Annotated in this window: 20 protein-coding genes; 18 read left to right on the forward strand and 2 right to left on the reverse strand. The window is 64.4% G+C overall.

From position 1 onward, the window contains the following. Positions 1-9 precede the first annotated feature (9 nt). The 11 genes from argS to surE all read left to right on the forward strand — a co-directional run bounded on the left by argS (position 10) and on the right by surE (position 10,903). A complete protein-coding gene (argS, locus tag BRA1253DRAFT_RS02290; RefSeq protein ID WP_007590651.1) occupies positions 10-1,800 on the forward strand; it encodes an arginine--tRNA ligase in 1,791 nt (596 codons plus the stop codon). Positions 1,801-1,939: 139 nt separating this feature from the next. Next, entirely contained in the window at positions 1,940-3,514 is a 1,575-nt protein-coding gene (locus BRA1253DRAFT_RS02295; protein WP_007590652.1) for an SPOR domain-containing protein, read from the forward strand. Positions 3,515-3,559: 45 nt separating this feature from the next. Then, positions 3,560-4,588: a beta-N-acetylhexosaminidase gene (gene nagZ / locus BRA1253DRAFT_RS02300; protein WP_007590653.1), complete on the forward strand. Its 1,029-nt coding sequence runs from the start codon at positions 3,560-3,562 to the stop codon at positions 4,586-4,588. Next, complete coding sequence (locus BRA1253DRAFT_RS02305) at positions 4,585-5,424, forward strand: ScpA family protein (protein WP_007590654.1); 840 nt, start codon at positions 4,585-4,587, stop codon at positions 5,422-5,424. Before nagZ ends, BRA1253DRAFT_RS02305 begins: the two co-directional genes overlap by 4 nt. 21 nt (positions 5,425-5,445) lie before the next feature. Then, the gene (gene scpB, locus BRA1253DRAFT_RS02310; protein WP_007590655.1) at positions 5,446-6,198 is read left to right on the forward strand and encodes an SMC-Scp complex subunit ScpB; all 753 of its coding nucleotides are present in this window, start codon (positions 5,446-5,448) and stop codon (positions 6,196-6,198) included. A 167-nt stretch (positions 6,199-6,365) separates the two neighbouring features. Further along, positions 6,366-6,602 carry a twin-arginine translocase TatA/TatE family subunit gene (locus BRA1253DRAFT_RS02315; protein ID WP_007590656.1) on the forward strand — a complete coding sequence of 79 codons (237 nt, stop codon included), beginning with the start codon at positions 6,366-6,368 and terminating at the stop codon, positions 6,600-6,602. A gap of 88 nt (positions 6,603-6,690) precedes the next feature. Beyond that, positions 6,691-7,266 (forward strand): Sec-independent protein translocase protein TatB, encoded by a 576-nt coding sequence (gene tatB, locus BRA1253DRAFT_RS02320; protein ID WP_007590657.1) that lies wholly within the window; start codon positions 6,691-6,693, stop codon positions 7,264-7,266. Beyond that, positions 7,263-8,075, forward strand: coding sequence for a twin-arginine translocase subunit TatC (tatC, locus tag BRA1253DRAFT_RS02325; RefSeq protein WP_007590658.1), 813 nt, complete (start codon positions 7,263-7,265; stop codon positions 8,073-8,075). The genes tatB and tatC overlap by 4 nt, the downstream gene beginning before the upstream one ends. A gap of 211 nt (positions 8,076-8,286) precedes the next feature. Beyond that, a complete protein-coding gene (gene serS, locus BRA1253DRAFT_RS02330; protein ID WP_007590659.1) occupies positions 8,287-9,573 on the forward strand; it encodes a serine--tRNA ligase in 1,287 nt (428 codons plus the stop codon). Positions 9,574-9,669: 96 nt separating this feature from the next. After that, positions 9,670-10,032: a hypothetical protein gene (locus BRA1253DRAFT_RS02335; RefSeq protein ID WP_007590660.1), complete on the forward strand. Its 363-nt coding sequence runs from the start codon at positions 9,670-9,672 to the stop codon at positions 10,030-10,032. Between the two features lie 103 nt (positions 10,033-10,135). Then, positions 10,136-10,903, forward strand: a complete 768-nt coding sequence (gene surE / locus BRA1253DRAFT_RS02340) for a 5'/3'-nucleotidase SurE (protein WP_007590669.1) — start codon at positions 10,136-10,138, stop codon at positions 10,901-10,903. Positions 10,904-10,938: 35 nt separating this feature from the next. Here surE and BRA1253DRAFT_RS02345 read toward each other — a convergent pair whose 3' ends face one another. Further along, the gene (locus BRA1253DRAFT_RS02345) at positions 10,939-11,310 is read right to left on the reverse strand and encodes a response regulator (RefSeq protein WP_007590670.1); all 372 of its coding nucleotides are present in this window, start codon (positions 11,308-11,310) and stop codon (positions 10,939-10,941) included. A 226-nt stretch (positions 11,311-11,536) separates the two neighbouring features. On the opposite strand from BRA1253DRAFT_RS02345, the gene BRA1253DRAFT_RS02350 reads away from it, so the two are divergent. Then, a complete protein-coding gene (locus BRA1253DRAFT_RS02350) occupies positions 11,537-12,187 on the forward strand; it encodes a protein-L-isoaspartate(D-aspartate) O-methyltransferase (RefSeq protein ID WP_007590671.1) in 651 nt (216 codons plus the stop codon). A 109-nt stretch (positions 12,188-12,296) separates the two neighbouring features. Continuing rightward, complete coding sequence (locus tag BRA1253DRAFT_RS02355) at positions 12,297-13,685, forward strand: LysM peptidoglycan-binding domain-containing M23 family metallopeptidase (protein ID WP_007590672.1); 1,389 nt, start codon at positions 12,297-12,299, stop codon at positions 13,683-13,685. 155 nt (positions 13,686-13,840) lie between these two features. Here BRA1253DRAFT_RS02355 and BRA1253DRAFT_RS02360 read toward each other — a convergent pair whose 3' ends face one another. Continuing rightward, positions 13,841-14,869, reverse strand: a complete 1,029-nt coding sequence (locus BRA1253DRAFT_RS02360) for an ATP-binding protein (RefSeq protein ID WP_007590673.1) — start codon at positions 14,867-14,869, stop codon at positions 13,841-13,843. A gap of 180 nt (positions 14,870-15,049) precedes the next feature. Here BRA1253DRAFT_RS02360 and yajC point away from each other — a divergent pair, with 180 nt between their 5' ends. The 5 genes from yajC to BRA1253DRAFT_RS02385 are packed head-to-tail and all read left to right on the forward strand — an operon-like array spanning position 15,050 to position 19,425. Next, complete coding sequence (gene yajC, locus BRA1253DRAFT_RS02365; RefSeq protein ID WP_007590674.1) at positions 15,050-15,415, forward strand: preprotein translocase subunit YajC; 366 nt, start codon at positions 15,050-15,052, stop codon at positions 15,413-15,415. A gap of 59 nt (positions 15,416-15,474) precedes the next feature. After that, entirely contained in the window at positions 15,475-17,079 is a 1,605-nt protein-coding gene (gene secD, locus BRA1253DRAFT_RS02370) for a protein translocase subunit SecD (RefSeq protein WP_007590675.1), read from the forward strand. Positions 17,080-17,095: 16 nt separating this feature from the next. After that, on the forward strand, positions 17,096-18,121 hold the full coding sequence (gene secF / locus BRA1253DRAFT_RS02375; RefSeq protein ID WP_007590676.1) for a protein translocase subunit SecF: 1,026 nt from the start codon (positions 17,096-17,098) through the stop codon (positions 18,119-18,121). Between the two features lie 60 nt (positions 18,122-18,181). Continuing rightward, positions 18,182-18,565, forward strand: coding sequence for an Mth938-like domain-containing protein (locus BRA1253DRAFT_RS02380; protein ID WP_007590678.1), 384 nt, complete (start codon positions 18,182-18,184; stop codon positions 18,563-18,565). Further along, on the forward strand, positions 18,562-19,425 hold the full coding sequence (locus BRA1253DRAFT_RS02385; RefSeq protein WP_007590680.1) for a phytoene/squalene synthase family protein: 864 nt from the start codon (positions 18,562-18,564) through the stop codon (positions 19,423-19,425). The genes BRA1253DRAFT_RS02380 and BRA1253DRAFT_RS02385 overlap by 4 nt, the downstream gene beginning before the upstream one ends. The last annotated feature ends 13 nt before the right edge of the window (positions 19,426-19,438 follow it).

Here is a 19,438-nt window from a genome sequence, read left to right on the forward strand (position 1 = left end):
GCGGCGCCCATGCCCGACACATCCTCAGCACTGCACCTGTTCGCCGACGTGCTCGCACGCGTGCACGCGGTCTGCCGCGCGCTTGCGGCGGACGCCAACTGGCCCGAGGGCATCGATTTCTCGCGCGTGGTGGTCGAGCCGCCGCGCGATACCTCCCATGGCGACATGGCGACCAACGCGGCCATGGTGCTTGCGAAAGAGGCAAAGGCAAAGCCACGGGATCTCGCCGAGCAGATCGCCGAACGGCTGCGCGCGGATGCGCTGATCGCCAAGGTCGACGTCGCCGGTCCCGGCTTCATCAATTTGACGCTGAAGCCGGCCGCATGGGCGGAGGCGCTACGGACCGTGCTGCGCGAGAGCGCCGATTACGGCCGCGTCCGCGGCGGCTCCAAGGTCAACGTTGAATATGTCTCGGCCAACCCGACCGGACCGATGCATGTCGGCCATTGCCGCGGCGCCGTGTTCGGCGACGCGCTGGCGAGCCTGCTCGAGTTCGCAGGCCGTGACGTCACGCGCGAATATTACATCAACGACGCCGGTGCGCAGGTCGACGTGCTCGCACGTTCCGCGTTCCTCAGGTATCGCGAGGCGCTCGGCGAGGACATCGGCGCGATTCCGGAAGGCCTTTATCCCGGCGACTATCTGAAGCCGGTCGGGCAGGCGCTGGCCAACGAACACGGCGACAAGCTCCTCGCCATGAGCGAGGGCGCGTGGCTGCCGACGGTACGCGCCAAGGCCATCGCGATGATGATGGACGAGATCAAGGGAGATCTCGGCGCGCTCAACATCCGCCACGACGTGTTCTTCTCGGAGCGCTCGCTGCAGGACGCCGGCAACAACAAGGTCGCCGAGACCATCGACTTCCTCAAGGCCAAGGGCGACGTCTACCAGGGCCGTCTGCCGCCGCCAAAAGGGGCCCCGGCCGAGGATTGGGAAGATCGCGAGCAGTTGCTGTTCAAGGCGACTGCTTATGGCGACGACGTCGATCGCCCGCTGATCAAGTCGGACAATTCCTATACCTACTTCGCCGCCGATATCGCCTACCACAAGAACAAGTTCGACCGTGGTTTTGCGGAAATGATCGACGTCTGGGGCGCCGACCATGGTGGCTACATCAAGCGCATGCAGGCGGCGGTGAAGGCGACGACCTCCGGCAAGGGGGCGCTCGACGTCAAGATCGTCCAGCTCGTGAAGTTGCTGCGCAACGGCGAGCCGGTGAAAATGTCCAAGCGGAGCGGGGACTTCGTCACCTTGCGTGAGGTGGTAGATGAAGTCGGCCAGGACGCCGTCCGCTTCATGATGCTCTACCGCAAGAACGACGCGGTGCTCGACTTCGACCTTGCCAAGGTCATGGAACAGTCGCGCGACAACCCCGTGTTCTATGTCCAGTACGGCCACGCCCGCGGCCATTCGATCTTCCGCAACGCCCGGGCCGAGGTGTTCCCGGAACTCCCCGAGGAAACCGAAAAGCGCATCGCCTGGCTCGGTGAGTCGGCGGTGGAACGGCTGTCAGACCCGGCTGAGCTCGACCTTCTTAAGCGGCTCGCAATTTTTCCGCGCATGCTGGAAGCGGCGGCAAGCGCCCACGAGCCGCACCGAATTGCTTTCTATCTCTATGACTTAGCGAGCGAATTTCACGCACTTTGGACGAAGGGGCGCGATTTGCCCTATTTACGCTTCATTATCAATAATGATGCAGATCTAACGAAGGCGCGGCTGGCCATGGTCCAGGGCGTCGTCTCTGTCCTGGCATCGGGCCTCGCCATCCTCGGCGTCCATGCTCCGGACGAGATGCGGTAGTTTGGGGCGAACTACTTAAGGGATTTCGGGGGTAACCGGCAGAAGCCGGATCGCTTAGACTTGGTTGAAAGCCTTGTGGGTCGAAAGCCGTGCCTTGGCCGAGGGGCGCGCGGCTTTCCCGAAGGGACGCATCATCACGATGGCCGAACGATATCAGGACAGACCGTTTCCTTCCGATGACTATGGTCGCGGTGGCGATCAGCATGGGAGCGGCGATCCCTTGGCCGAACTCGCCCGCCTGATCGGGCAGACCGATCCGTTTGCGGCGCAAGGGCGGCCGGGTGCGCACCCGCCAGCAGCGCCCGCGCCTGCCCAGAGCTATCAGGACGACGACTATCGCCAGGACGATGACCCGCAGGACTATGCCGAGCAGGCTCCTCCGCCGCCGCCCGGACCGCCCTCATGGATGCGGCGCGCCAATGTGCAGCCGCAGACGGCGCCAGCTGAGCCTGCCTATCCCGCTTCCGTAAACCCGGTTCATCCACTGCATCGTTATTCAGCCCAGCCGACTGCGCCCGAGCCCGAACCTGATTTTCGTCAGCCGCAGGCCTATCCGGATCAGGGCTATCAAGCTCCTGCTTATCAAGCTCCTGCCTATCAGGATCAGGCCTACCAGCAGCACGATCAGGCTTATCAGGAACAAGCCTATCAGCAGCAGCCCGATCCGGCGCGCTACGACGATGCGCTCTACGGACGGCTGGAGGCGGGCGAACAAGACTACCAGCGCGATGCCGCCTATCCCGACGATCCTTACGCATTCCAGAGCGACTATCCCGAGGCCGATCTCGACGAGCCCAAGAAGCAGCGCGGCGGCATGATGACGGTCGCGGCGATCCTGGCGCTTGCCGTGGTCGGGACCGGCGCTGCGTTCGCCTACAAGACCTATGTGGGCTCGCCCCGCAGCGGCGAGCCGCCCATCATCAAGGCCGACAACACGCCGACCAAAATCGTGCCGGCGCCGTCGGACTCCTCGGCCAAGGTGCCGGACCGCATGGTCACCGGTGATGGCGCTGAGAAGATCGTGCCGCGCGAGGAGGCGCCTGTCGACGTCAACGCCAAGGCGGGAGGTCCCCGCGTGGTGTTCCCGCCGCTGAACCAGAACGCGAACCCGCCGCCGGTGGCGAGCGTGTCGCCGTCCAGCATTCCGCTATCGAGTGCGGGCCCGAATCCGAGTAACGGCACGCTGCCGAACAATTCGCCGCGCGCGATCAGGACCGTGGCCGTGAAGGGCGATCAGACCGACGCCACCGCGTCGCAAGCCGCCGCCGTCGCGAAGCCGGCAGCTCCACTGAAGCCCGTTGCGGCACCCGCTGCACCACGCACGCCGCCGACCTCGGCCAATGCCAGTGCCAATCAGCCGCTCTCGCTGGCGCCGCAATCGGCGCCGGCTGCGGAGCCGCCGCAGCGGATGGCTGCGACCAATCCGACGCAAATTGCGCCCGCGAGCAGCGGTGGCGGTGGCTACGTCGTGCAGGTCTCCTCGCAGCAGACCGAGGATAGCGCCCACGCCTCCTACCGGGTGCTTCAGAGCAAGTACGGCAGCGTGCTGGGCTCCCGCGCTCCGGTGGTCAAGCGGGTCGACCTGACCGACAAGGGCAAGGGAATCGTCTACCGCGCCTTCGCTGGACCCTACGGATCGCTCGAAGAGGCGAACCAGGCCTGCAACAGTTTGAAATCCGCGGGCCTGTCTGCCTGCTTCGTCCAGAGGAATTAACGGCCGTTTCCTTGACCGTCTCGCGGGTCAGGGTTAATCGGCCGTATGAGCACGCGGGCCTTCATTACCGGCGTTTCCGGAACGGAACTAACTGCCGCCGAGCGGGAGTTTATCCGCAGCGAACGCCCATGGGGCTTCATCCTCTTCAAGCGCAACGTCGAGACGCCAGCTCAAGTTGCTGCACTCGTTGCGGAATTGCGGGCGGTCGCGGGTTTCGCTGATGCCCCTGTCCTGATCGACCAGGAGGGTGGACGGGTGCAGCGCCTGGGGCCGCCGCTTTGGCCGGTCTATCCACCGGGCGCTATTTTCGCGGGTCTCTACGATACTGATTCGGCGCTCGGGCTGACCGCGGCGCGCCTCAGTGCCCGGCTGATCGCGGCCGATCTCGGGGATCTCGGCATTACCGTGGATTGCTTGCCGCTGGCCGACGTGCCGGTGGCTGGCGCCAACGCCGTCATCGGGAACAGGGCCTACGGCACCGAACCGGGAAAAGTCGCCGCGATCGCCCGCGCGGTCACCGAGGGCCTGGAAGAGGGGGGCGTGTTGCCGGTGCTCAAGCACATCCCCGGCCATGGCCGAGCTACGGCCGATACCCATTTCAATCTGCCGACCGTCGACACGTCGCGAGACGAACTGGAGCGCACCGACTTCGCGGCGTTCATGCCTTTGGCGGATTTGCCGATGGCCATGACTGCACATGTTGTGTTTAGCGCGGTCGACCCCGCCCATCCGGCGACGACATCTGCGACAATGATCGCTGAGGTGATTCGCGGCACAATCGGGTTCCAGGGTTTGTTAATGAGTGATGACGTGTCGATGAACGCGCTGTCGGGCAATATCGCCGAGCGGACCCGCGCGATTTTTGCGGCCGGTTGCGACATGGCCCTGCATTGCAACGGCAAGATCGAGGAGATGCGTGAGGTCGCCGGCCAGACACCCGAACTGGCGGGCAGGGCGCTGGAGCGGGCGAACGCCGCGCTCGCGGCGCGTCGAGGACCGCAACCGTTCGATCGCGCGGCCGCACGCGCCGAACTGGACGCATTGATCGCACGGGCAAACACGGCATCGGCATGACCGCAGAAATCCTATCGTTTGAAACCGGGCGGCCCGCAGAGCTCGCCGAGGGTGAGCCGGCGTTGGTGGTGGACGTCGAGGGCTATGAGGGTCCGCTCGACCTGTTGCTCGCACTGGCGCGGCAGCAGAAGGTCGATCTCGCCAAGATCTCGATCCTGGCGCTCGCCGACCAGTATCTCCACTTCATCGAAGCCGCGCGAAAGATCCGCCTCGAGCTTGCCGCCGACTATCTCGTGATGGCGGCCTGGCTCGCCTTTCTGAAATCGCGCCTGCTGCTGCCGGAGCCGCCGAGTGCGGAAGGCCCGAGCGCCGAGCAGATGGCGACGGCGCTCGCCAACCGCCTGCGCCGGCTGGAGGCCATTCGCGAAGCCGCCAACCGGCTGATGAACCGGCAGCAATTGCTGCGCGACATCTTCCCGCGCGGCGAGCCCGAGCAGATCGCCGAGATCAAGCATCCGAAATACACCGCAACGCTCTATGACCTGCTCACCGCCTATGCCGCGCAGCGCCAGTCGCGCGTGCTGGCGAGCGTGCATCTCGCCAAGCGCACGGTGTGGTCGCTTGCGGAGGCGCGCGCCACGCTGGAGCGGCTGGTCGGCAGCATCAGCGAGCAAGACGATTGGGGCGTTCTCGACGATTTTCTGCTGCAGCACGTCGCCGATCCGACGCAGCGCGCGACGGTGCTCGCCTCGAGTTTCGCGGCTGCGCTCGAACTGGTGCGCGAAGGTCAGCTCGAGCTGAATCAGAAAGAGGCGTTTGCGCCCATCTATTTCCGGAAGGGGCGCCCCAAGCCGGTCATGGACGCAGCTCCTGCGCCCGATGCGCCGGTCGCTTAAGTGCAACAAGGAGAATCTGCCATGGCAAGCCTGGCTGAAGTGCGGGTAGAAGAGGCCGAGCCGATGGAGAACGAGTCCCAGGCACGTCCCGAAGAATTGCGGCTGCTGGAAGCGCTGCTGTTCGCTTCGAATGAACCGCTGGACACCGCGACGCTGGCCAAGCGCATGCCCGAGGGCGTGGACGTGAAGGCCGCGCTTGAGCAGTTGCAGGCCGACTATTCCTTGCGCGGCGTGAATCTCGTCCGGGTTGCCAACAAATGGACCTTCCGCACGGCGGGCGATCTCGCCTGGCTGATGACCCGCGAGAGCACCGAAACCCGCCGCCTGTCGCGCGCCGCGATCGAGGTGCTCGCAATCATCGCCTATCACCAGCCGGTGACGCGCGCCGAGATCGAGGAGATCCGCGGCGTCGTCACCTCGAAAGGCACGCTGGACGTGCTGCTGGAAACCGGCTGGATCAAGCCGCGCGGCCGTCGCAAGACGCCGGGCCGTCCCTTGACCTTCGGAACCACCGAGGACTTCCTGTCGCAGTTCACTCTGGAACAGCTCGGCGATCTGCCGGGTTTGGAGGAGCTCAAGGGCACGGGCCTTCTGGATTCGCGTCTGCCGACCGGATTCAGCGTGCCGACGCCGTCGGATGACCCGACTTTGCGTGAGGACGAGGATCCGCTGGAACCTGGCGAGGACCTTGATCTCGCGCTGGCGCCTGCGGTCGAGCCCGAGACGCCGCCGGAAGGCGGCAATGAGGGCGGCGAGGGCGGTAGCGAGGACTGACGTCCCGGCCTTCTACCGGCCACCTGCGACCAGTTAACACTAGCAAAATTACGTAGCGCCAACAGCGAATTGGCGCTGCCTTGGTCCTTGTTTTTGACACCTGCCAAGCCTAGGTTTCGGTGAAGATCGGCCGGGTCCCCGGCCATGCGCGTTTGGAGGGTTGCAGGATGGGTTCACTCAGCATTTGGCACTGGGTCCTGGTGATCGCAGTGGTCCTGCTGCTGTTCGGTCGCGGCAAGATTTCGGATCTGATGGGCGACGTGGCGCAGGGCATCAAGGCGTTCAAGAAGGGCATGCAGGACGACGACAAGGTCGCCGACAAGCCCGAGCCGGCCAAGTCCATCGAGCACAACAATGCCGCGCCGACCGCGGCACGGTCCGACATCGGCAGCAAGGCCGTCTGAGCCAGAGAGCACGCGAGACGCGGGTAGCGGACCCGATCCTGCGCGCGAGGGATTGGGCTGGCTGCGGCTGGCGTGAACGGAAGACCTCATGTTCGATATCGGGTGGAGTGAACTGGTCCTGATCGGGGTCGTGGCCCTGATCGCCATCGGCCCGAAAGAGCTGCCGGGCGTACTGCGTATGGTCGGGCAGTGGATGGGCAAGGCGCGCAAGATGGCCGCCGAATTCCAGGGCCAATTCCAGGAGGCGATGCGCGAGGCCGAAATGGCCGACCTCAAGAAGAGCTTCGACGAGGTCAAGGAAGCGGCTTCCGGGTTCGCCGGCAACAATCTGATGACCTCGCTTCAGAAAGACGTCAGCGACGCGCTCCGCGTCGATGCGCTGGACAAGCCGGCCGAGACCTCGACCACCGCCGCTGTTGAGCCGCCGGCGACTTCAAGCGAAGCGCTGGCGACTTCAAGCGAATTGCCGGCGACGCCCACCACGCCGGAAGCGCCGACGCCCGAGACCTTCGTAGAGGCCGAGGCACATGCGGCGGTGAACGAGCCGCTCGCCATCACCCGTGAGGTCGAGCAGGCGCAGGTCGCTCAAGGTTCGGTCACGCAAGATTCGGTCATCCAGGACACTGCGCCGGCCGAGGCGATCAAGGACGCCAAAGCGTCATGAGCGCCGCCGATATCGAGGCCAGCAAAGCTCCCCTGATGGACCATTTGATCGAGCTGCGTTCGCGGCTGATCAAGGCGCTCCTTGGCTTCGGCGTTGCCTTCATCTTCTGCTTCTTCTTCGCCAAGCAGATCTACAACGTGCTGGTCTGGCCGTTCGTGTGGGTCGCGGGTCCCGAGAACTCGAAATTCATCTACACTGCGCTGCTGGAATATTTCATTACTCAGCTCAAGCTCGCGCTGTTCGGCGCCGGCTTCATCTCGTTCCCGATCGTTGCGACGCAGATCTACAAGTTCGTCGCTCCGGGCCTCTACAAGCACGAGAAGCAGGCCTTTCTGCCTTATCTGGTCGCGACCCCGTTCTTCTTCGTGCTGGGCGCAGCACTGGTCTATTTCGTCGTGCTGCCGATGCTGGTCCGCTTCTCGCTCGGCATGCAGCAGGCTGGCAGCGACGAGACCGCGCAGATCCAGCTGCTGCCCAAGGTCGGTGAATACCTGTCGCTGATGATGTCGCTGATCTTCGCCTTCGGCATCGCCTTCCAGCTTCCGGTGATCCTGACGCTGCTCGGGCGCATCGGCATCGTCACGTCAAAAATGCTGCGCGAGAAGCGCCGCTATTTCATCGTCGTCGCCTTCGTCATCGCGGCCGTTCTGACCCCGCCCGACGTGCTTAGCCAGTGCTCGCTCGCGATCCCCTTGCTCGCGCTCTACGAGGGCTCGATCATCGCGGTGGGAATTGTGGAGAAGAAGGCGGCAGCTTCAAAGGCCACCACCGGCACTGACGTATCGACGCCGGCTAATCCGGCGGAGTAGGGCGCCCTGACCTCCGCTGTCATTCCCCGCCTTGTGCGCAATTGCGCCCTGGGGCGGGGAATCCAATACGCCGCGGCCTCTCGGGGGAATCACTGACGTCTCTGGAATACTGGATCGCCCGCTTTCGCGGGCGATGACAGAGTGCTAGGGAGACGCGCTGACGTACAACGTTTGCCGTTGTATGTTTACGCGCTGCCCCAGGACCTCGGCCATGCACGATATCAAATCGATCCGCGACAACCCGCAAGCCTTCGACGCCGGCCTCGCACGACGCGGCCTGAAGCCGATGTCGGCGTCGCTGCTAGCGATCGACGAGACCCGGCGTGCGGCGATCCTGGCTTCCGAGCAGGCGCAGGCGCGGCGCAATGCGGCCTCAAAGGAAATCGGCGATGCCAAGAAGGCCAAGGACGAGGCGCGCGCGGCGAAGCTGATGGCGGAAGTTACCGAACTCAAGACGACGATGCCGCAGCTCGAGGCCGCGGCGAAGTCCGCCGACGAGGAGCTGACGAAAGAGCTCTCCGCGATTCCGAACCTGCCGCTCGACGAGGTACCCGATGGCGTCGACGAGCACGGCAACGTGCAGCACCACGTCTTCGGCAACAAGCGCAACTACAGCTTCGCGCCGAAGCCGCACGACGATCTCGGCAACGCGCTCGGCTACATGGATTTCGAGGCAGCGGCAAAACTCTCGGGTGCGCGCTTCGTCGTGCTGAAGAAGGGGCTGGCGCGGCTCGAACGCGCGATCGGCCAGTTCATGCTCGACCTGCACACCAACGAGCATGGTTATACCGAGATCAACCCGCCGCTCTTGGTGCGCGAGCAAACGGCCTATGGGACGGGTAACCTTCCCAAATCCGCCGAAGATATGTTTTGCACGCGGGAAGGGATGTGGCTCATACCCACGGCTGAAATGCCGCTGACGAACCTGGTTCGCGAATCCATCGTGGACGAGAGGGAGCTGCCGATGCGCCTGACAGCGTTGACGCCGTGTTTTCGGGCGGAAGCAGGGGCGGCAGGCCGCGACACGCGCGGCATGATCCGGCAGCATCAATTCACAAAAGTCGAGTTGGTGTCGATTGCAACGGCCGAAACCAGCAAGGACGAGCATGAGCGGATGCTCGCTTGCGCCGAAGAGGTGTTACGGCAGCTCGACCTGCATTATCGCGTGATGACGCTCTGCGCAGGGGATATGGGTTTTGCGGCGCAAAAAACCTATGACATCGAGGTCTGGATGCCCGGGCAGGGCGATGGCGGCATGTTCCGCGAGATCTCGAGCTGCTCGGTGTGCGGCGATTTCCAGGCCCGCCGGATGGACGCGCGCTCGCGCGGTCCCGACGTCAAGCCGCGTTTCGTGCACACCTTGAACGGCTCCGGCACTGCCGTCGGCCGCGCGCTTATCGCTGTGATGGAGACCTACCAGCAGGAGGACGGCTCGATCGCGGTCCCCAGCGTACTGCAGCCCTATATGGGCGGGCTGAAGGTGGTCGCACGCGACTAGGCGTGCTGCCAATCTGAAACGGTCGAAACGTTTGGTTGCGAAGATCGGGCGGCCGGTTATCCTGCCGGCCACCCGACAACGCGAACCCCTCGTTCCATGGCCTTGCACCGCGACATCTTCTGGGTCGGCAGACAATGGGCGGTGACGGGTGCCGGCATCCAGGCTCTCGATCAGCGGCTGCGTGGCGTGTTCGACATCGGGATCACGCGGCTCTGGGACGACGATCTGGTCCAGAGCCGGCGGGCCAAGCCCGGTGTGAATGCCGCGGATTTCGACCAGGCACTGTCGCTGGCACGCGAACGCTTTCCGCAGGCGTCGGTAGCGGACCCGTTCGTCGCACAGCTGGAGACGCTCGGCGTCATCGAGGCGCCGATCGTGAGCCCGGTCGTGCCGGCGATGAAATTGCACGCCGAGGGCCGGCTGGCGCGCTTCCTGCCGCAATGGCGCGTTCGCCGATAGCCGGCCAAGCCGGTACCGGCAGCCGGCCCCGATCGGCCGGTTTGCCTGATCGGCCCCGGCCGGATAAGACGGCTGAGACCCGCTTCAGGAATCGACCTTTCCCATGCGCATTCTCTGCACAAATGACGACGGCATCCACGCCCCCGGCCTCAAGGTCCTGGAGGAGATCGCGCGCGCATTGTCCGATGACGTCTGGGTGGTCGCGCCTGAACTCGACCAGTCCGGCGTGTCGCATTCGCTGTCGCTGAACGATCCGCTGCGGCTGCGCGAGGTCGGCCCGCGGCACTTTGCGGTGCGCGGCACGCCGACGGACTGCGTCATCATGGGCGCGCGCCACATCCTCGGCGCCAAGCTGCCCGATGTCGTGCTGTCCGGCGTCAACAAGGGCCGCAACGTCGCCGAGGACGTGGTCTATTCCGGCACCATCGCCGGTGCGCTGGAGGGAACCATCCTGGGACTACCGTCTTTCGCCCTGTCGCAGGAGTTCAGCGTCGAGACCCGCGACCGACCGCTGTGGGACACCGCGCGCAAATTCGGGCCCGACATCCTGCGCAAGGTGATCGCCGCCGGCATCCCGAAGGACACCGTCATCAACGTCAACTTCCCGGCTTGCGCGCCGGAGGATGTGCTGGGCATTCGCGTGACGCGGCAGGGCAAGCGCAATCTCGGCTTCCTCAAGATCGACGAGCGCAAGGACGGCCGTGGCAATCCCTATTTCTGGATCGGCTTCGAGCGCACCGCGATGATTGATACACCCGCCGATGGCACCGATCTCGCGGCGCTGCGCGAACGCTACGTCTCCGTCACGCCGCTCCGGCTCGACCGCACCAACGAGGCGTTTTCGGAGGCGCTGAGTGCGACGCTGAAGTAAGTCCGACGCTGAAGTAATCCGACTTGGAATGGGGCCTAGCCGCCGCGAAGCGCGGCTTCGATGGTCTTGCCGAGGGCGTCGAGCTGAAATGGTTTCTGAAGCGCCGGCCGATCGCGGTACTGCTCGGGCAGGCCGGAGGAACCGTATCCGGTGGCGAAGATGAACGGGCAGCCCTTTGCCTTGATGACGTCGGCGACCGGCGAGATGACCTTGCCGTTGACGTTGACGTCGAGAATGGCGATGTCGAACTCGGTTGCCTGGGCGAGCCGCATGGCTTCGGTGATGTCGCCAGCCTCGGCTGCGATCTTGTAGCCAAGCTCTTCGAGCATGTCCGCGACCATCATCCTGATCATCACCTCGTCTTCGACGAGGAATACAGAGCGGCCGGTAAGCCCCGTCGCGGTCATGGTCGAGTCCTTGCCCATTGTCAAAAACGTTCGCAGATAACATGAATCGACGCAATGCGCGTTTTGACGAACGGATGCATGAAAATGGCCGTCGCGGCTTGCCCGTTGCAAGCCAATTTGTGGTCAACTACTCCCATCCGAAGCCTATCATGGGTTCCCTGAGCCGGAACAAGAATCTAGCGCCCCAGCTCGGCGTCCCGGACCGCAAAGACAGCACAAGCAGGCAATGACTTCCCATCAGCACCCGCCGGAAAAGATGATGTTTCAGCTCACGCTGAGGCGTCGGGGCATCAGCGACCAGGCGGTCCTGCGGGCCATGGAGGAGGTGCCGCGCGATCAATTCGTCGACGACGCCGATCGCGACGGCGCGTATCGCGACAGCGCGCTGCCGATCGCCTGCGGGCAGACCATCAGCCAGCCCTTCGTCGTCGCCTACATGACCGAGCAGCTCCAGCTTCAGAAGAGGCACCGCGTGCTCGAGATCGGTGCCGGCTCGGGCTACCAGGCGGCGGTGCTGTCGCGGCTCGCCGGCCAGGTGTTGACGGTCGAGCGCTACCGCAAGCTTGCGGATGCCGCACGGATCAGGCTTGAAAAGCTCAACTATCACAACGTCGAGGTGATGCTGGGCGATGGCCTCAATCTGCCTCCCAATATCGGCCCGTTCGACCGCATCATCGTCACGGCCGCGATGGAGCAGCTCCCGGAGAACCTGGTCGAGCGGCTGGAGGTGGGCGGCATCCTGATCGCGCCCGTCGGTCCGCATCAGGGGGTGCAGACGCTGATCCGCCTGAGCCGGACGGAAGCCGGGATCGAGCGCAAGGAACTCGTCGAAGTCCGCTTCGTGCCGGCGCTGCCCGGCGTGGCGCGGGAGCTGTAGAATTCCGGATTGGCTGTGCTGCCAACATCTTATTGGGAGGGTTAAGCCGTTATTTACTCGGCGCGTGTTTACTTAAAACACCAGTTCTGTTGCGTACGAGTGAGTAACCATGTCCGTTGCCGCCGAGTTGCTTTACTCGCGCCGGGTGCCGCAGGTCGCGGTGCTGGCGCTGATCTCCTTCAGCTTCGCAGGGTGCAGCGCCGACATGTCGTCGCGCATGTCCCAGTCGAACTTCTCCAATCCCTTCGCGCAGGAATCGACCGGTTCGGTGCAACAGGCACCGCCGCCGCAGCGTGAGTTGCCGCAATATTCGCGGCCGCAGACCCAGTCCGGTTATTATCAGTCGCAGCCTTTGCCGCCGGCGGTGTCCGCGCCGCAATCCTACCCCGTTGCGGCAGGCGGCGTGTCCGGAGGCGGTCGCGGTGTCGGCTCCTACGCACCCCCGGCGCAGCCGCATCTGGAGACCACGGCCACCGTGCCGCCGCGCTCGGTCGCAGCCGCCCAGCCGGTCGGTGGAACCAAAATCATCGTCGGCACCAGCGATACGCTCGACCTGCTTGCCAAACGCTATCGCGTCACGCCGCAGGCGATTCTCGCCGCCAACGGCTATAAGGGGCCGCGCGCGCTCTCGCCCGGCCAGCAACTGATCATTCCGCACCAGGCTACGGCCGCTGCGCCCGCGCCGCTCATGGCTCCCGTTGCCGCTGCCCCCGCGATGGCGCCTGCTGCGAAGCCGGTTGCAGCCGTTGCCGCGCCGTCAAGCACGCACTTCGTGAACCACGGCGACACGCTCGCCAGCATCGCCCGCAAGAACCATATCTCGGCGGCTGAACTGGCCCGCGCCAATGGGCTCGATCCCTCTGCGAAACTGAAGCTCGGCACCAGGCTGGCCGTGCCCGGCGCCAAGACCGCCGCCGTCGCAGCACCGCTTGCCGCGGCTCCGGTCGGAGCCGCTCCCGTTGCCGGAACGCTGCAACCCGTTGCGGCCGCGCCTGCGCCCGCCACCAAGATGGCGGCCGTCGCGCCGGTGCAAAGCGCGCGCCTGGCCCAGGCCACTGCCAATGTCGAAGAGAAGACCGCTGAAGCTCCGGCGAAAGCTGCGGAGACCACCAGCGCGCTGCCGACTTTCCGCTGGCCGGTGCGCGGCAAGGTGGTCACGAGCTACGGCGCCAAGACCAATGGCAAGTCCAACGACGGCATCAATCTCGCGGTGCCCGAGGGTACGCCGGTCAAGGCGGCTGAAGACGGTGTCGTTGCCTATTCCGGCAACGAGCTGAAAGGTTATGGCAATCTCGTCCTGGTTCGGCACTCCAACGGCTACGTCACCGCATATGCCCATGCGAGTGAGCTGATGGTGAAGCGCGGCGATACCATCAAGCGCGGCCAGGTCATTGCCAAGTCGGGTCAATCCGGGGAGGTGGCGTCGCCGCAGCTCCACTTCGAGATCCGCAAGGGATCGAGCCCGGTTGACCCGCTTCAATTCCTGAACGGGGCGTGAGGCCAGCGTTGCCTCGGCACGAAAGCTGTCGTCGCACGGCTTGACCGGGCGACCCAGTACGCCGCAGCGTCTCGATCGATCAAAACTGTCTCTGGAATACTGGATTCCCCGCTTGCGCGGGGAATGACAGGTGTGAGTGCGGCTCTTAGCTCCCGCTACGTCGCCGTCAGCTTGACGCCGAGCCGTCCCGCAAGCTCCTGCACGAACTGCCAGGCGACGCGGCCGGAGCGCGAGCCGCGCGTCGTCGACCATTCAAGGGCCTCGCGCTCCAGCGCGTCATCGTCGACCTTGACGCCGAAATGGCTGCAATAGCCCCGCACCATCGCGAGATATTCGTCCTGGCTGCAGCGGTGGAAGCCGAGCCAGAGACCGAAGCGATCCGATAGCGAGACCTTCTCCTCGACGGCTTCGCCGGGATTGATCGCGGTCGAGCGCTCGTTCTCGATCATCTCGCGCGCCAGCAGATGGCGGCGGTTGGAAGTGGCGTAGAGGATGACGTTCTCCGGCCGACCTTCGATGCCGCCTTCGAGCACCGCCTTGAGCGATTTGTAGGACGCATCATTGCCGTCGAAGGAGAGATCGTCGCAGAACACGATGAAGCGGAAGGATGAGGCGCGAAGCTGCTCCATGAGCGCGGGCAGGCTCTCGATGTCCTCGCGATGGATCTCGATCAGCTTCAGTCTGTCGGCCGGTTTGCGCTCCGTGTTGATGCTGGCATGCGCCGCCTTCACGAGCGACGACTTGCCCATGCCGCGCGCGCCCCAGAGCAATGCGTTGTTGGCGGGCAATCCGTTGGCGAAACGCTCCGTGTTCTCCATCAGGATGTCGCGCATCCGATCGACGCCCTTAAGCAGGAACAATTCGACGCGGCTGACCCGCGGCACCGCGGCAAGACGGCCGTCCGGGTGCCAGACGAAAGCGTCCGCCGGCTTGAACGACTCGCGTTCGACGGCGGGCTTGCCTTGCGCGGAGAGGTGCGCCGCAATCGTCTCCAGCGCGCGAACGATGCGCTCCTGGGAGACGCTTTGGTTGGCCTTGGAAGTCGCCTTGGAAATCGTCTTGAAAGTCGCTTTGGAAGCAGCTTTGAGGGCTGCCTTGGGACGTTTTGCCGCGACGCGGGCTGGCTTCGCGGCAGGGGTGCGGGGGCCTTTGCCGGCCGGGCTTTTGCTTGGTTTTTGGGGCATGTCCGAAGTTCCTGAGAATGCAGCCTTATCGGGCCTGAGCGCGCGCCGCAAGGTGGCTAAAAGGGCGGTCTGGCAGCGTTGCAATTGGGGCAATGGCCGCTATAGTCCGCGCGAATTTGACCGAACCGGTCGCCATTTGGGCCTGACCGGTTTTCCCCCGTTCTCACGAGGATCGTCCGAATGTTGATTACCCCTGCGTATGCCCAGGCTGCGGGCGCCGGCGACACCAGCGGCATGCTGATGTCGCTGCTGCCATTCGCCCTGATCTTCGTGATCATGTACTTCCTGATTCTGCGTCCGCAGCAGAAGAAGGTCCGTGACCACGCTGACCTCGTAAAGAACATCCGCCGCGGCGACACCGTCGTGACCTCGGGCGGTCTCGTCGGCAAGGTCACCAAGGTCGTCGACGACGACCAGATCGAGTTCGAGATCGCCGATGGCGTGCGCGTGCGGCAGATGCGCTCGATGGTCTCCGGCGTGCGCGCCAAGGGCGAGCCGGCCAAGGAATCCAAGGAAAGCGCCAAGGACGACGCCGCGGCGAAGTGAGCGCTTCCGCGAGTCTCTCAAGTCTTCCTGCAAGTCTCCTGATCTGACAGGTCCAGTCGATGTTGTATTTCACGCGGTGGAAGGCGCTCGGGATCATCCTGACGGCGCTGATCGTGTGCCTCTGCGCGGTCCCGAACTTCTTCCCCGAAGCGCAGGTCAAGACCTGGCCCGCCTGGGCGCAGCGGCGGCTGGTGTTGGGTCTCGACTTGCAGGGCGGCTCCTCTCTGCAGCTCGAGGTCGATTCCAACTATGTGAAGAAGGAAAAGCTCGACCAGATCCGCGACGACGTCCGTCGCGTGCTGCGCGAGGCCAAGATCGGCTTCACCGGTGGCGTCACCGTGCGCAACGACGCGGTCGAGGTTCGCATCACCAAGGACACCGACGCGCAGCCGGCGCTCGCCAAGTTGCGCGAGCTTGCGCAGCCGATTGGCGGCCTGATGGGGTCCAGCGGTCAGCGCGACCTTGAGGTCGCCGATGCTGGTGGCGGATTGATCCGCCTCAGTATTCCAGAGGCCGCGATGCTCGACCGCATGCGCAAGACCATCGAGCAGTCGATCCAGATCGTTGAGAAGCGCGTCAACGAGCTCGGCACCGTCGAGCCCATCATCCAGCGTCAGGGTAATGACCGCATCCTGGTGCAGGTGCCGGGCTTGCAGGATCCCACCCATTTGAAGGAACTGTTGGGCAAGACCGCGAAAATGGAATTTCGCATGGTCGATCCCTCGGTGCCGCCGGACCAGGCGCAGCAGGGCCGGATTCCACCGGATTCCGAACTGCTGCCGGCGGCCACGCCGCCGCCGCCCAACTATGTGGTCAAGAAGCAGGTGCTGGTTGCTGGCGGCGACCTGACCAACGCCCAGGCGACCTTTGACCAGCGTACCAACGAGCCGGTCGTTAGCTTCACGTTCAATACCTCTGGAGCGCGCAAGTTTGCGCAGGCCACGCAGGAGAATGTCGGGGTGCCCTTCGCGATCATCCTCGATGGCAAGGTGATCTCGGCGCCGGTCATTCGCGAGCCGATCACCGGCGGCCAGGGCCAGATCTCCGGCAGTTTCACCGTGCAGTCGGCCAACGACCTCGCGATTCTACTGCGCGCCGGCGCCCTGCCTGCGCCGCTCACGGTGGTCGAGGAACGCACCGTCGGTCCGGGTCTCGGCCAGGACTCGATCGAGAAGGGCGAGCTTGCGGCTTACGTCGGCTCGATCCTGGTCGTCATCTTCATGCTCTTGACCTACCGGCTGTTCGGGGTGTTCGCCAACATCGCGGTGGCCATCAACGTCGCAATGATCTTCGGCCTGTTGTCGCTGCTCAGTGCCACGCTGACGCTTCCCGGCATCGCCGGCATCGTGCTCACCGTCGGCATCGCGGTGGACTCAAACGTGCTGATATATGAGCGCATCCGCGAGGAGTTGCGCGGCGGGAGAAGCCCGATCTCGGCGATCGATGCAGGCTTCAAGCGGGCGCTTGCGACCATTCTCGATTCCAACATCACGACCTTCATTGCCGCTGCCGTGCTGTTCATGATCGGCACCGGACCGGTGCGCGGCTTCGCAGTGACGTTGGGCATCGGAATCATCACCACGGTCTTCACCGCCTTCACCATGACCCGCCTGATCGTCGCATGGTGGGTGCAGTGGACGCGGCCGAAAACTGTGCCGATTTGATCATTCGAGGCCGGCTGTGACCACTACTCAACTCGTTCTCATTTCTCTCGGCGTCCTGATTGCCGTGCTGACCGTGGTCAGCGTGCTTGGCCTCCTGCCGTCGCTGCGCATCGTGCCAGACGAGACGCATTTCGACTTCACGCGCTTCCGCCGTATCAGCTTCCCGATCTCGGCGGCGCTGTCGATCGTCGCCATCACGCTGTTCTTTACCCATGGCCTGAACTTCGGCATCGACTTCAAGGGCGGCACCTTGATGGAGGTAAGGGCCAAGTCGGGCTCCGCCGATCTTGCGCAGATGCGCACGACCCTTGGCAGCCTGGGACTCGGCGAAGTCCAGCTGCAGCAATTCGGTGGCCCCGCTGACGTGCTGCTTCGCGTTGCTGAGCAGCCGGGCGGCGACAAGGCGCAGCAGGCAGCCGTGGACAAGGTCCGCACTGCGCTCGGCGAGTCCGTGGAGTATCGCCGCGTCGAGGTGGTGGGGCCGCGTGTCTCCGGCGAACTGCTGAGTTGGGGCATGCTCGGCCTGATGCTCGCGATCGTCTCGATCCTGGTCTACCTCTGGTTCCGCTTCGAGTGGCAGTTCGCGCTCGGCGCCATGATCGCCAACGTGCACGACATCGTGCTGACGATCGGGTTCATGTCGATCAGTCAGGTCGATTTCGACCTGACCAGCATCGCGGCGCTTCTGACGATTTTGGGCTATTCGCTCAACGACACCGTTGTCATCTACGACCGTATCCGTGAGATGCTGCGGCGCTACAAGAAGATGCCGATGCCGCAGCTCCTCAACGAATCGATCAACTCGACGCTGTCGCGCTCGATCATCACCCACTTCACCGTGACGTTGGCGCTGCTGGCTCTGCTGCTGTTCGGCGGCCATGCCATCCACAGCTTCACCGCGGTCATGATGTTCGGCGTGGTGCTGGTCGGCACTTATACCTCGATCTTCATTGCAGCCCCGATCCTGATCTATCTCGGCGTCGGCGAGCATCGCGAAGATGCGGTCGATAAGGCTACGCCGGCGAAGAAAAGCAAGGCATGATCCGAACCGCATGCCCTCGCAGGAGTTTGCGAGGGCAGTAAGCTCATTCGGACGAAGCTCATGGCCGGCGATCCCAACGCACCGCATTTCCCCCGCTCGGCGCCGATCGAAGCCTATGGCAAGGGCGGCTTTGCCTTTGCCGGCATGTCGCATCGGGGATCGCTGCTTTGCCTGCCCGACGCGATCTGGGCCTGGGACATAACGGACCCCGCGAAGATCGACCGCTATTCGCTGGATCGAGTCTTCAAGTCCGCCAACAGCATCGACACGCTCCTGATCGGCACCGGAACCGGGGTCTGGCTGCCGCCGGCGGAACTGCGCCAGGCGCTTAAAGCGGCGAGGGTGGTTCTGGACACGATGCAGACCGGTCCCGCCGTGCGTACCTACAACATCATGATCGGCGAACGGCGGCGCGTGGCGGCCGCGCTGATCGCCGTGCCATGAGCGGCTCCGCGCCGCCGCCGGATTCTGCCGCGTTCTGTGCTGACCTCGTGCGCAGCCACGACTTTGCTCGCTATGCCGCGACCCTGTTCGCGCCCGCTGCCGAGCGCCGCGCGCTGCTGGCGCTCTATGCTTTCAATGTCGAGATCGTCCGCGTCCGTGACCAGGTAAGCCAGCCCTTGCCTGGTGAAATCCGCCTGCAATGGTGGACCGACATGCTGTCGGGCCAAGTCCATGGCAGCGCCGAGGGCAATCCGGTGGCGGCGGAGCTGCTCCGCGCAATCCGTGATTTCGACCTGCCGGTCGAACCGCTGTCGCTGCTCGTCGACGAGCATCAATTCGATCTCTACAACGACCCAATGCCGACCATGACGGCTCTCGAAGGCTATCTGGCCGCGACCTGTTCGGCGTTGTTTACTCTTGCGGCGCGGATCATGGCGTCACCCTTGGACCCAGCCGAGCATCTCGCGCGGCATGCGGGGTTGGCTCAAGGCATCGCGCAAGTCATCACGAACTTGCCGCGTGATGCGGCGCACCGGCAATTGTTCCTGCCGCAGCAAGTTCTGGCAAGCCACGATTGCAACATGGAGGACGTGTTCGCCGGCAAGGAGACGCCGAATTTGCGCGCCGTCCTGGACCAGCTCGTGGGCGAGGCCGGGCAGCATTTGACCACGGCCTTGTCGCTGTTGCCCGAGGTGCCGGTGTCGGCTCGGCCAGCGTTTCTGCCGCTGAGCCAGGTAAGGGCCGACCTTGAGCGCCTGTCGCAACCCGGGCGCAATCCATTTGCGCCGCAACCGTCATCGCGGCTGCGTACGCTGTGGACGCTTTGGCGGGCTTCACGTTCGCGGGAATTTACCAAATAGCGGTTGGCTTATC

Origin of the sequence: Bradyrhizobium sp. WSM1253, assembly GCF_000244935.1 — a bacterium.
Lineage (GTDB): Bacteria > Pseudomonadota > Alphaproteobacteria > Rhizobiales > Xanthobacteraceae > Bradyrhizobium > Bradyrhizobium canariense.